Below are 11,877 nucleotides of genomic sequence, written 5' to 3' on the forward strand. Positions count from 1 at the left end.
TCCACTTCGCACCCATCCCCGCCCCCGGCCCACCCGGCCCTCGGCCCTCGGGCGACCGGCTACTCCGGCTCTCAGCTCCGGCTTGCGGCCCCCTGGGCGGTCGGCCAGCCGGCCCTCAGGTCCGGCGCTCGGGGTTCGCCGCCTGCGCCCCGGCCGCCTTGTGGCAGGCGGCCGGTGTCGGCGGGCGGCGGTTGAGCGGCGGGTGGTTACTGGCGGCCGGCGGCGCGGGCGCGGCGCTCTTCCCGGCGCTCGACGAACTTCGACGCCGTCAGCTCCGTCTTCTCCAGGAACGAGGCCAGCTCCTCGCGGGCCTTCTCGCCCTCGGCGTCCAGCCCGGTCTTGTCGAACACCGCCCACTGCCGCAGCACCGGCATGAGCACGTCGTCGAGGTGCAGCCGCAGGTCGTAGATGCCCTCGTTCGCGATGATCAGGGCCTTGCGGGCGAAGCCCGGCATCCCCTGGCCCGGCATCTGGAACGTGGTGACGACGTCGGTCACCGAGCGCATCGTCTGGTTCGGGTCGAGTTCGAAGGCCGCCTTGAGCAGGTTGCGGTAGAAGAGCATGTGCAGGTTCTCGTCGGCGGCGATCCTGGCCAGCAGCCGCTCACAGCCCTCGTCGCCGGAGGCGCGGCCGGTGTTGCGGTGCGCGATGCGGGTGGCCAGCTCCTGGAAGGAGACGTACGCGAGCTGCTGCAGCATGGTGCTGTACTCGGTGGTGAAGCCGGCCTCCATGTGCGCCATGCGCATGCGCTCCAGCGCGACGGGGTCGACGGCGCGGGTGACGGTCAGGTAGTCGCGCAGGGCGGTGCCGTGCCGGTCCTCCTCGGCCGTCCACCGGTGCACCCAGGTGCCCCAGGCGCCGTCGCGGCCGAACGTCGTGGCGATCTCGTGGTGGTAGCTGGGGAGGTTGTCCTCGGTCAGGAGGTTGACGATGAGCGACACCCGCGCCGCTTCGGGGATCTTGGAGTCGCTCTCCTGCCACGCCTCGCCCCCGTAGATGCCGTCGAAGTCGCGGCCTTCGCTCCACGGGATGTACTCGTGCGGGAACCACTCTTTGGCCATTTTCTCGTGGCGGTCGAGCTCCCCGGCGACCACGGGCTCGAGCTCGTGCAGCAGCTCCGTCTGAGTCATCGCCATAAAAGATCTTCTCCTTCAGGTTACGGTACCGTAGGTTAGGCTACCCGAAGGACATACCGGTCAAATAGGGTGGTCGTATGCGACCTAGTGTCCGCGGTGTCCTGCTCGATCATCACGAGCGGCTCGTCCTCTTCCGGCGCACGGTCCCGGGACGGGCTCTGTACTGGACCGTGCCAGGCGGGCACGTGGAGCCGCAGGACGATTCGCTGGAGGACACCCTGCACCGGGAGTTGCTGGAGGAACTCGGCGCGACGGTCCACGCGGTGACGCCTCTGGTCACCATGTCGTATCCGTGCGAGGGGGAGGTCAAGACCCAGCACGTCTACGGCTGCCGGCTGGTCGCCATGGACCCGGGGCTGCGGCACGGGCCCGAGTTCGAGGATCCGTCCCGGGGGCTGTACGAGGTGGAGCGGGTCCGGCTGGACCGTACGGAGATCACGTCCAGGAACCTGATGCCCAGGGCGGTGGCGGGCTACCTGTCGGCCAGCATCGCGGCCCTGCCCCGGCTCATCTGCTAGGCGGCCCTCTCGGAGGCGCGGGTCAGATGTTGCGGCGCAGGCGCTTGACGTCGGAGCGGTGCTTCTTGCCGGCGATGCGGCGCTCGACGGCGCCGCGGCTGGGTTTGGTGGGGCGGCGGCGCTTGGGCGGCGCGGCGATGGCCTCGCGCAGGCGCTGGGCCAGCCGGTGCATGGCGGCCTCGCGGTTGCGGAGCTGGGAGCGGTATTCGGAGGCGGCGATCGTGATCGTGTCCGAGCCGAGCCGTTCGAGCGCCCTGGCCTTCAGCGCGGGCGGCAGGGCGATGCTCTCGGCCACGGAGAAGGTCAGCTCCACCCGGCTGTCGGTCGTGTTGACGCCCTGACCGCCCGGGCCTGACGAGCGGGAGAAGCGCCAGACGAGCTCGGCCTCGGGGATGACGACCGAGTCGTTGACGACCAGTGGGCCGGGCATGGGTGGGGCTCCTGTTCTCCAACACTCCGTATGTACGAGATGTCACCGTATCTGGCTGCTATATGCCGCCCGCAATGGCATTTCGCCCACGAAACCATTTGACGGCCGGTCGCAAGCGGCGTATGTCAATATCGCGCGAAAAGATCACGGGGTACAGGGGAGGCGCGGTGGGCGGCATCGTCGGCGTGCACGGGATAGGAAAGTACAAGTACTACCTCCAGGCGAACCGGTCCGCGGCGGGGGCGGCGGAGGCGATGCGGCTGAAATGGGACCGCTACCTGCACGCGGCGCTCGGGGGAGACACCGGGACGTACTTCACGGAGATCGCCTACTTCTCCCACCACCTGCGCGACGACGACGGCGCCGTGCCGAAGCGGGCGCAGGCCGCCATGGAGGCCCAGACGCAGCGGGTCCTCGTCGACTGGGCGCGCAACCTCGGCGTGGGCGAGCACGTCACGGGCGCGCTCAAGTCGTTCACCGGCTGGCTGCTGACCCGGCTGGACGACAGGTCGGCGACGTTCGCCAAGCTGTTCGCGCCGGAGGTGGCGGCCTACCTCACCGACCAGGCCAGGCGCGAGCGGTGCCGGGGCGCCGTGGCGGCGGTCATCAGGAGGCACCGGCCGAAGGTGGTCATCGCCCACTCGCTCGGCAGCGTGGTCGCGTACGAGACCCTGTGGGCCAACCCCGACCTCGAGATCGACCTGCTGATCACCCTCGGCAGCCCGCTCGGCATGCGCAACGTCGTCTTCGAGCGCCTCCTGCCCGCCCCCATCAACGGCCGCGGTGAGCGGCCCCGGGGCGTCGGGCGCTGGGTGAACATCGCCGACAAGGACGACATCGCCGCCATCCCACCCGATCTGGCCCGCAGCTTCACCGGCATCGACGTCGAAGAGCTCGTCAACCTCGACTGGATCGACTTCCACACCGTCGAGAAATACCTGGGCTGCCCGGCGCTGGACCCGCATCTGCGACCATTCCTGGCATGACGTGGATAGTCTTCGACTACGGCGGTGTCCTGTCCCTTCCGCAGCCCGAGTCCGACGCCGAGGCCATGGCGCGGGCCGTGGACGCCGAGCCCGAGGCGTTCAAGCGCGCCTACTGGGAGCATCGGCTGGACTTCGACCGGGCGAGCCTGACCCCGTACGCGTACTGGTCGGCCGTACTCGGCCGGCCCGCCGGTCACACGGAGATCGCCCGGCTGGTCGCCATGGACGTCGCGAGCTGGGCCTACCCCAACCAGGAGACGGTGGCCCTGCTCGGCGAGCTGCTCGCGGCGGAGCGTGACGTGGCGCTGCTGTCCAACGCGCCCATCTGCGTCGGAGAGGGCCTGGACGAGCTGCCCTGGATCGCCGCGATCGGCCACCGCTTCTACAGCGGCCGGATGGGCCTGGTCAAACCCGACAGGGAGATCTACGACGAGGTGGCCCGCGCACTCGGCACCGACCCCTCAGAGGTCGTCTTCATCGACGACCGCGAGGAGAACGTGACGGGCGCCGAACGCGCGGGCATGAAGGGCGTGCTCTTCACCGATGCTGCCGCGCTCCGCGTAACACTGCCCGACGTGCCGGGGGCCGCGCGCTGACGGCAGGGCGAAAACGCCGGACGACCTTTGCTGTTCATCCGCGCTTGACTCCAGTGTCACGGCGGTGTCAGCGCGGGTGGACATACCTGGGGGCGTGGACCGCAGAGCCTTCCTGACAGCGGCGACAGCCGGACTCCTCCTTCCGCAGGCCGTCCCCCAGGCGGCGGCCGCCTCCTCGTCCAGAACCCTCAGATCCGACCCGTTCACCCTGGGTGTGGCCTCCGGCGACCCCTCCGCCGACGGCTTCGTCCTGTGGACCAGGCTGGCCGTCGAGCCGCTCAGCGGTGACGGCCGCGGCGGCATGCCCGCCCGCGACGTGGACGTGCAGTGGCAGGTCGCCACCGACGAGCGCTTCACCACGATCGCCGAGTCCGGCACGGCCACCGCCAGGGCACGCGACGCCCACAGCGTCCACGTGGAGCTGAAGGGGCTGCAGCCGGGGCGCGAGTACTTCTACCGCTTCAAGAGCCAGGGCCGGCTGTCGCCGGCCGGGCGTACCAGGACGACGCCGCAGGGGGAGACGCCGCTCACGTTCGCGGTGGCCGCGTGCGCGCACTACGAGCACGGCTACTACACCGCCTACCGCCGCCTCGCCGAGCAGGAGCCCGACCTGGTGGTGTTCCTCGGGGACTACCTGTACGAGTACGGCCCCAGCGGCTACACCGCGCTGGCCGGCCGCGTCCGCACCCACACGCCCGGCAAGTGCCAGACGCTCGCCGACTACCGGCTGCGGCACGCCCAGTACAAGAGCGACCACGACCTTCAGGCCGCCCACGCCGTGGCGCCGTGGCTGGTGGCCTTCGACGACCACGAGATTGAGAACAACTGGGCCGGGCCCGTCTCCAGCACCGGCGCGCCGGGCTTCGCCAGGAGGCGGGCGGAGGCGTTCAGGGCGTACTACGAGAACATGCCGCTGCGCCGTGCCAGCCTCCAGGGGGCGGTGCTCCGGGTGAACCGCCGCGTCTCCTGGGGCACGCTGGCGCGCTTCCACCTGCTGGACACCCGGCAGTTCCGCGACGACCAGGCGTGCCTGGACGGCGTACGGGCGGGCTGTGACGACCGGCTGGCGGACAAGCGCACGCTGCTCGGGACCGACCAGTGGCGCTGGCTGGAGAGCGGCCTGAACGGCTCCACCACGCGCTGGAACCTGCTCGGGCAGCAGATCATGATGGCCCACCGCGACTACAAGGTCGGCCCGGGGCGCGAGGTGAACCTGGACTCCTGGGACGGGTACGCGGCCGAGCGCACGCGGCTGCTGGAGTCGCTGGCGCGCACGCCCAACCCGGTGGTGCTGACCGGGGACGCGCACATGCACCACCTGGCCGAGCTCAAGACCGACTTCGACGACCCGGACTCCCCGGTGGTGGCCAGGGAACTGGTGGCCTCCTCGATCGCCAGCGACGGCGACGGGTACCGGGACCGGACGTGGATCGCCGAGGCGCTGCAGGAGAACCCGCACCTGTCGTACATCGACCAGCGGCGGGGGTACCTGGTGGCCCGGCTGAGCCGCGACGAGCTGTCGGTGGACTTCCGCACCCTCGACTACATCTCCCGCAAGGGGGCCCGCGCCAAGACCTCCCACCGGCTCACGATCCCGTCCGTCACGGCGGCCGAGTCGGCGGCGGCACAGGCCGGGGCGGCGCCCCGCGCAGGCTGAACGTTCGCTGAAAGCCCGCTGAGGATTCGCTCAACCGCCCAACCGCCCAACCGCCCAAAACCGGCGCCCCGGGGCTGTGGGGCTGTGGGGCTGCGGGGTTGTGGGTTGTGGGGCTGCGGGGCTGCGGGGTTGCGGGGTGAAGCCCCGGCCGGATCCCGGGTGGCAGGTTCGCCGGGATCCGGCCGGGAGACCGGGCCGGGCGGGCGGGTGGTGACCGTCCGGACCGGCCTGCTCATGCGTCGGGCCAGCTTCCGTCGGGGAACTCGCCCGACGTGCCGCCCGACAGGACGATCTGGTCGCTCTCGCCCAGACCCGCGGTGACCTCCACGTACTGGTCGCCGCGCACGCCTGTCTCGACCACCTTCGCCGAGTCCCGCCCGCCGGAGCGCACGGTGACCACCTGGGCCCCGTCCGACCGGCTGCGGACGGCGGCGGCCGGCACGTAGATCGTGTCCTCGGCCTCCTCGGTGGTGACCGTCACCGAGGCGGTCTGGCCGAGCATCAGCCTCGACGGCGGCTCGTCGAAGGCGAGGGTGACCGAGTAGCGGACGAGCTGGCCGTCCACCGTCGCGGTCGGCGCGATCGCCGTCACCGTGCCCGTGTGGCGCTCGCCGCTGCGGGTGGCCAGGGTGACCTGGGCTTTTTGGCCGAGCTTGAGCCGGTTCACGTCGGACTCGGTGACCATGGCCTGGACCTGCAGTTCGTTCAGGTTTCCGAGGCTGATGAAGGTGCCGGTCCCCGCCGTGTCGCCGGTCCCGCCCGCGACCGACAGGATCGTGCCCGCCGCCGGGGCCACGATGCGGGTGGCCCGTACGGCGTCGGCGGCCTCCTCGAGTGCGGCTTCCGCGCGGTCCACGTTCGCGGCGGCCTGCTCCTCGCTGAGCCCGCCCTTGGCCGCGCCGGTGCCGCCCGCGCGGGCGCAGGAACCCTGGGACGGACGGTCGCCGCCGGCGCTCTGCCTGGCCGAGGGCTTGCCCGCCCCGGTGGGCCGGCCGCTCGCCGACGGCTTCGCACCCGCGGACGGCCTGCCCGCCGAAGGGGAGACGGTGGGGGAGGGGGACGGGGTGCCGCTCGCGGACGGGCGCCCTGCGGGCTGCTCGGTCCCGCCTGTGCCGGAGGTGCCGCCGTTCGAGGCGCCGCCCGTCGGGGTGGCCGTGACGGGCGCGGTCACAGTCGCGGTCATGGTCACAGTCGCGGTCGCGGTGACCGTTGCGGTGACGGTGGCCGTCACGGTGACCGTGGGCTGCGGCTCAGGCTCGCCGGGGCCGGTGGAGGTGGGTCGCGGGCTGAAGCTCGGCGAAGGAGCCGGCCCCCCGGCGGACGCGCCCACCCCGCCACCGGGATCGGCACCGGTGCCCTTGGCCACGGCGCCGGTGCCCTGGGACGCGGTGTTCTTGGCCGTGGTGGCGGTGCCCTGGGACGCGGTGCCTTTGGTCGTGGTGGGCGGGTCCGATGGGCCGTAGGCGGCTCCGGCCGCCGGTGCGCAGGTCGCGGTCGTGCCCGCCGACGTGGTGGTCGTGGTGGTCGTGGTGGCCGTTTCCAGGGCTTCCTGGGCGGCGGCCAGGTCGGCCTTGGCGGCCGTGTACGCCTCCCGCGCCCCCCGCCCGTCGATCCGCGCCAGGACCTGCCCCTTCTTCACCTGCGCCCCGGCCTTGACGTACACCTTCGTCAACGTCCCCGAGGAGCCGAACGCCAGGTCCCTGCGCGAGCCGTCCACCGTGCTGCCCGCCGCGCTGACCGAGGCCGTGACCTGCCCACGCTGGGCGGCGGCCAGCCGTACCTGGACGGTGGGCGGGGCGTCGTCGCGCAGCGCCAGTGCCAGGCCGGACCCGGCCACGAGCACGGCCAGGGCGAGCCCGCCCAGCGCGAAAGTCGGTCTCATGGCCGCCCATCCTGACGGGGCAAGATCGAGCCACGCTGCGAGCACCCTAAGGATCGGCTGTACGCCGGCGCGCGCCCACGGTCTGTCAGCGAACGTTCAGCTTGCTCGCGGCTGCGGCGCAGCATTGTGTGCAAGGGTCACCGGCTGTGAAGGTGTCGATCAGGCGCAGAGCGCTGATTACCAACGGAGCGCTCACGGTGCTCCTGCTGGGCGGTGCCGGGCTCGCCTACGCGCAGCTCGGCACGGGCCAGGCCGCAGGGGAGACGACCGTCCGGACGGTGACCGCGAGCCGTGGCTCCGTGACCGCCTCCGTGTCCGCGTCGGGCGCGGTGGAGAGTTCCCAGGCCAGAGCGCTCTCGTTCGGTACGAGCGGAACCGTGCGGAAGGTCTACGTCAAGGCGGGCGACAAGGTGGCCAAGGGCGACCTCCTGGCCCGGCTGGACGACGACGCCGCCCAGGAGAGCCTGTCGGCGGCCAAGGCCACGTACGACAGCGCCCTGGACGACGGGACGGAGACGGCCGCGCTCTACGCCGCCTACATCAAGGCCCGCAACGCCTACCGGGAGGCCCAGCGCGTGGTCGCGGCCACCGTGCTGAGGGCCCCGTTCAAGGCCACCGTCACGGCGGTGAACGGCTCCGTCGGCGGGTCCGCCTCAGGAGGGTCGGCCAGCGGCCAGAGCACAGGCCAGAGCAGCGGTCAGAGCACAGGCCAGAGCACAGGCCAGAGCACAGGCCAGAGCACCGGGCAGAGCTCCAGCGGTTTCGTCGAGCTGGCCGACACCACGAAGCTGCAGCTCGTCGGCACCTTCACCGAGTCGGACGTCGGCAAGCTCAAGCAGGGCCAGCAGGCCACGGTCACGTTCGACGCCCTGCCGGGCGTGAGCGCCACCGGCAAGGTCACCCAGATCGAGCCGGTCGCCGCCACCAGCAACAACGTCGTCCAATACCCGGTCACCGTCACTTTCACCAAGGTCCCGAGCCAGGTCAGGCTGGGCCAGACCGCCACCGTCGAGGTCGTGGTCGGCCAGGCCGAGAACGTCGTCACCGTGCCCTCCACCGCGATCTCCACCAGCGGCGGCCAGACCTCGGTCACCGTGCTCAGGAACGGCACGCGGACCAGGACCCCGGTCGAGGTCGGCGTGCGGGGCACGGCCATGACCGAGATCACGTCGGGCGTGTCGGAAGGCGACCAGATCGTGCCGCCGGCCACCTCGACCGGCACCTCGACCGGCACCTCGACCGGCACCACGGGCGGCGGCGGGAACCAGCGCCAGTTCGGCGGGGGCGGCTTCCCCGGTGGCGGCGGCATGCCGGGAGGCGGGCGATGACGGCCGTCAGCGCCGAAGAGCCGCTACCGGTCCTGCGGGTGCGCGACCTCGTCAAGGAGTACGGCGAGGGCGACGCCAAGGTACGCGCCCTGCGCGGCATTAGCCTGGACGTCGAGCGGGGCGACTACGTCGCGATCATGGGGGCGTCCGGCTCCGGCAAGTCCACGCTCATGAACATCCTGGGCTGCCTCGACATCCCCAGTTCGGGCACGTACCTGATCGACGGTGCCGACGTGGGCCGCCTGGACGAGCACCAGCTCGCCATCCTGCGCAACCGCAGGGTCGGGTTCGTCTTCCAGTCGTTCAACCTCATCCCGCGCATGAGCGCGCTGGCCAACGTGGAGCTGCCGCTCGTGTACGGCGGCGTCGGCCAGGCCGAGCGGCGTGCCCGCGCCCTGGCCGCGCTGGACCAGGTCGGCCTGGCCGACCGCGCACACCACGAGCCGAACCAGCTCTCCGGTGGCCAGCAGCAGCGCGTGGCCGTGGCCAGGGCGCTGGTCACCGCGCCCGCGCTGCTGCTGGCCGACGAGCCGACCGGCAACCTCGACACCGCCTCCACGGGCGACGTCCTGGAGATCATGGACCGGCTCAGCGAGTCCGGCCGCACGATCGTGATCATCACGCACGAGGACGACGTGGCCGCGCACGCCAAACGGGTGATCAGGCTGGTGGACGGCGAGGTCGTGGCGGATCGCCGCCAGGCGCCGGTGGACGGCCCGCCGCCGCGGCCGGCGGAGAAGGACGGCCCGCCGCCGGCGCTCGAGAGGGCGGCCCGGTGAACCGCCTCGAGATCCTCCGCTTCGCGCTGCGCGGCCTGCTGGCCAACAAGATGCGCAGCTCGCTGACCACGCTCGGCATCCTCATCGGCGTGGCCGCGGTCATCCTGCTGGTCGCCGTCGGCGAGGGCTCCTCGCAGAGCATCCAGCAGAACATCCAGCGCCTGGGCGCCAACACACTGACCGTCTCCCCGTCCTTCTCGGGCGGCGGCGGTGGCGGTGGAGGCGGCATGCGCGCTCCCGGCGGGGGCGGGGGCGGTGCCGGGAACACCGGGCCGCGTACGCAGGCCAGGCAGCTCAGCCTGGCCGACGCCAAGGCGCTGACCGACAGGACCGTCGCCCCCTCGGTGAAGACCGTCTCGCCGATCGTGAACGCCTCCTCCGCGACCGCCGCGTACGGCGCCGCCAGCCACGCGATCGCGCAGTTCGTGGGCACGTACCCGAGCTATTTCGAGGCCGTGAACAAGCCCGTGGCCAAGGGCACCTACTTCTTCAACGACGACGTGCTGGCCGCCAGGAAGGTCGTGGTGCTCGGGCAGACCGTCGTGGAGGAGCTGTTCGGCACCGTCGATCCGATCGGCAAGCAGGTCAGCGTGTCCGGGGTGCCGTTCACGGTGGTCGGCGTGCTGAAGGAGGCCGGCTCCACCGGCATGCAGGACGCCGACGACGTCGCGATCGCGCCGCTGCCCGCCGTGCAGCAGAGCCTGAGCGGGTTCGGCTCGCTCAACCAGATCGTCGTGCAGGCGACCGGGGCGGGGGCCACCACGACGGCGCAGGCCGAGGTCACGGCTATCCTCAACCAACGACACGGCATCACGAACGACAACCCCGACTACCGCATACTCAACCAGGCCACGTTGCAGGAGACCGTCAGTGAGGCGACCGGCACCTTCACCGTGCTGCTGGGCGCCGTCGCCGCGATCTCGCTGCTGGTGGGCGGCATCGGCATCACGAACATCATGCTCGTGACCGTCACCGAGCGCACGCGCGAGATCGGCATCCGCAAGGCCATCGGCGCGCCCAGGAGCGCGATCCTGGGCCAGTTCCTGCTGGAGGCGACGTTGCTGAGCCTGGTGGGCGGGCTGTCGGGGGTGCTGGTGGCGTTCGTGGGGACCAGGTTCACCATCGCCGGCATCGAGCCGGTCCTCGTGCCGTCGTCGGTCGCGCTGGCGCTGGGCGTCTCCGTGGGGATCGGGCTGTTCTTCGGCAGTTATCCCGCCAACAGGGCGGCCAAGCTGAGGCCGATCCAGGCCCTGCGCCATGAGTAAGGAGAAGGACATGGACAAGCTGGACAAGCTGGACTCCTCGCCGTTCCCCGACGACCTTCGGGAGGAGCTCGCCGTCCAGCCCAGGAGCGGCACCTCCAAGCTCACGCTCGCGCTGGGCGCCGGGGTCGTGCTGGTGGCCGGGATCCTGCTCGGCATCCAGGCGAACGACCTGTTCGGCTCCCCGGCGCCTGGCCCGCAGGCCGGCGCGCCGCAGTCCGGCTTCGGCCAGCCCCAGGGGTACGGCGGCGGCCAGCGGCAGGGCGGCGGCCGGCCGGGCGAGGGCCAGCAGCAGGGCGGGGGCCAGCCGGGCGGCTTCGGGCAGCGCATGGGCGGCGGCGGTGGCGCGACCATGGGCACCGTGGAGAAGGTCGAGGACGGCAGGCTGTACGTCAGGACCGGCGACGGCGCCACCGTCACCGTGACCACCGACGACAAGACCGCGGTCACGATCAGCAAGGAAGGCAAGGTGTCCGACCTCCGGACCGGCACCCCGGTCGTGGTGCGCGGCAGCAAGGCCGGCGACGGCACGGTGACGGCGGTCGCGATCACCCAGGGCGGGCAGGGAGGCGGCCCGCGATGACCGAACCCGAGGCCAGGCTGCTGGTGGTCGACGACGAGCCCAACATCAGGGAGCTGTTCTCGGCCAGCCTGCGCATGGCCGGGTTCGAGGTGCTGACCGCCGCCGACGGCAAGGAGGCCCTCCGGGTGGCCGAGGAGAGCTCCCCTGACCTGGTGATGCTCGACGTGATGCTGCCCGATCTCGACGGCCTGGCGGTCGCGGGCAGGCTGCGGTCCCGCGGCCGCCGGGTCCCGGTGCTGTTCGTGACGGCCAAGGACACCTCCGAGGACCGGATCGCCGGGCTGGGGCTCGGTGAGGACTACGTGACCAAGCCGTTCAGCCTGGAGGAGGTCATCGCCCGGATCCGGGCGGTGCTGCGCAGGACCCGCAGGGGCGCGCCGCCGCCGAACCGGATGCGGGTGGCCGACCTGGAGCTGGACGAGGAGAGCCACGAGGTCTGGCGGGACGGCGTCCCGGTACGCCTGTCGCCGACGGAGTTCAGGCTCCTGCGCTACTTCATGCTCAACGTGGGCCGGGTCCTGTCGAAGACGCAGATCCTCGACCACGTCTGGAACGGCGACTGGCGCACCGACGTCGGCCTGGTGGAGTCGTACGTCTCCTATCTGCGCCGCAAGGTGGACACCGGCGAGCGCAAATACCTGCACACCCTGCGCGGGGTCGGCTACATCCTGCGCCCGCCCCGCCTGTGAACCCGCCTGTGAACCCGCCTGTGAGGCTTCT

General features: G+C 71.8%; 12 protein-coding genes. 9 read left to right on the forward strand and 3 right to left on the reverse strand.

Features of this window, described 5'->3' with window-relative positions; genetic code table 11:
* Window positions 1-206: 206 nt before the first annotated feature.
* Window positions 207-1,136: an acyl-ACP desaturase gene (locus AB0I15_RS28120; protein WP_358101675.1), complete on the reverse strand. Its 930-nt coding sequence runs from the start codon at window positions 1,134-1,136 to the stop codon at window positions 207-209.
* Between the two features lie 77 nt (window positions 1,137-1,213).
* On the opposite strand from AB0I15_RS28120, the gene AB0I15_RS28125 reads away from it, so the two are divergent.
* On the forward strand, window positions 1,214-1,654 hold the full coding sequence (locus AB0I15_RS28125) for an NUDIX hydrolase (protein WP_358101677.1): 441 nt from the start codon (window positions 1,214-1,216) through the stop codon (window positions 1,652-1,654).
* A 22-nt stretch (window positions 1,655-1,676) separates the two neighbouring features.
* On the opposite strand, the gene arfB is transcribed toward AB0I15_RS28125, so the two are convergent.
* Window positions 1,677-2,084 carry an alternative ribosome rescue aminoacyl-tRNA hydrolase ArfB gene (gene arfB, locus AB0I15_RS28130; protein ID WP_358101679.1) on the reverse strand — a complete coding sequence of 136 codons (408 nt, stop codon included), beginning with the start codon at window positions 2,082-2,084 and terminating at the stop codon, window positions 1,677-1,679.
* 167 nt (window positions 2,085-2,251) lie between these two features.
* On the opposite strand from arfB, the gene AB0I15_RS28135 reads away from it, so the two are divergent.
* The 3 genes from AB0I15_RS28135 (at window position 2,252) to AB0I15_RS28145 (ending at window position 5,323) form a co-directional block, all read left to right on the forward strand.
* Entirely contained in the window at window positions 2,252-3,070 is an 819-nt protein-coding gene (locus tag AB0I15_RS28135; protein WP_358101681.1) for a hypothetical protein, read from the forward strand.
* A complete protein-coding gene (locus tag AB0I15_RS28140; protein ID WP_358101683.1) occupies window positions 3,067-3,666 on the forward strand; it encodes an HAD family phosphatase in 600 nt (199 codons plus the stop codon). The genes AB0I15_RS28135 and AB0I15_RS28140 overlap by 4 nt, the downstream gene beginning before the upstream one ends.
* Window positions 3,667-3,760: 94 nt before the next feature.
* Complete coding sequence (locus AB0I15_RS28145; protein ID WP_358101685.1) at window positions 3,761-5,323, forward strand: alkaline phosphatase D family protein; 1,563 nt, start codon at window positions 3,761-3,763, stop codon at window positions 5,321-5,323.
* 232 nt (window positions 5,324-5,555) lie between these two features.
* Here the strand turns inward: AB0I15_RS28145 and AB0I15_RS28150 are convergent, their stop codons facing one another.
* A complete protein-coding gene (locus AB0I15_RS28150; RefSeq protein ID WP_358101687.1) occupies window positions 5,556-7,205 on the reverse strand; it encodes an efflux RND transporter periplasmic adaptor subunit in 1,650 nt (549 codons plus the stop codon).
* 146 nt (window positions 7,206-7,351) lie between these two features.
* Here AB0I15_RS28150 and AB0I15_RS28155 point away from each other — a divergent pair, with 146 nt between their 5' ends.
* The 5 genes from AB0I15_RS28155 to AB0I15_RS28175 are packed head-to-tail and all read left to right on the forward strand — an operon-like array spanning window position 7,352 to window position 11,846.
* Window positions 7,352-8,533 carry a biotin/lipoyl-binding protein gene (locus AB0I15_RS28155; RefSeq protein WP_358101689.1) on the forward strand — a complete coding sequence of 394 codons (1,182 nt, stop codon included), beginning with the start codon at window positions 7,352-7,354 and terminating at the stop codon, window positions 8,531-8,533.
* Window positions 8,530-9,312, forward strand: a complete 783-nt coding sequence (locus AB0I15_RS28160; protein WP_358101691.1) for an ABC transporter ATP-binding protein — start codon at window positions 8,530-8,532, stop codon at window positions 9,310-9,312. The genes AB0I15_RS28155 and AB0I15_RS28160 overlap by 4 nt, the downstream gene beginning before the upstream one ends.
* Window positions 9,309-10,577 carry an ABC transporter permease gene (locus AB0I15_RS28165; protein WP_358101693.1) on the forward strand — a complete coding sequence of 423 codons (1,269 nt, stop codon included), beginning with the start codon at window positions 9,309-9,311 and terminating at the stop codon, window positions 10,575-10,577. Before AB0I15_RS28160 ends, AB0I15_RS28165 begins: the two co-directional genes overlap by 4 nt.
* Before the next feature lie 10 nt (window positions 10,578-10,587).
* Window positions 10,588-11,157: a hypothetical protein gene (locus AB0I15_RS28170; RefSeq protein ID WP_358101695.1), complete on the forward strand. Its 570-nt coding sequence runs from the start codon at window positions 10,588-10,590 to the stop codon at window positions 11,155-11,157.
* Entirely contained in the window at window positions 11,154-11,846 is a 693-nt protein-coding gene (locus AB0I15_RS28175) for a response regulator transcription factor (protein ID WP_358101697.1), read from the forward strand. The genes AB0I15_RS28170 and AB0I15_RS28175 overlap by 4 nt, the downstream gene beginning before the upstream one ends.
* The last annotated feature ends 31 nt before the right edge of the window (window positions 11,847-11,877 follow it).

Source organism: Nonomuraea sp. NPDC050643 (genome assembly GCF_040654715.1).
Lineage (GTDB): Bacteria > Actinomycetota > Actinomycetes > Streptosporangiales > Streptosporangiaceae > Nonomuraea.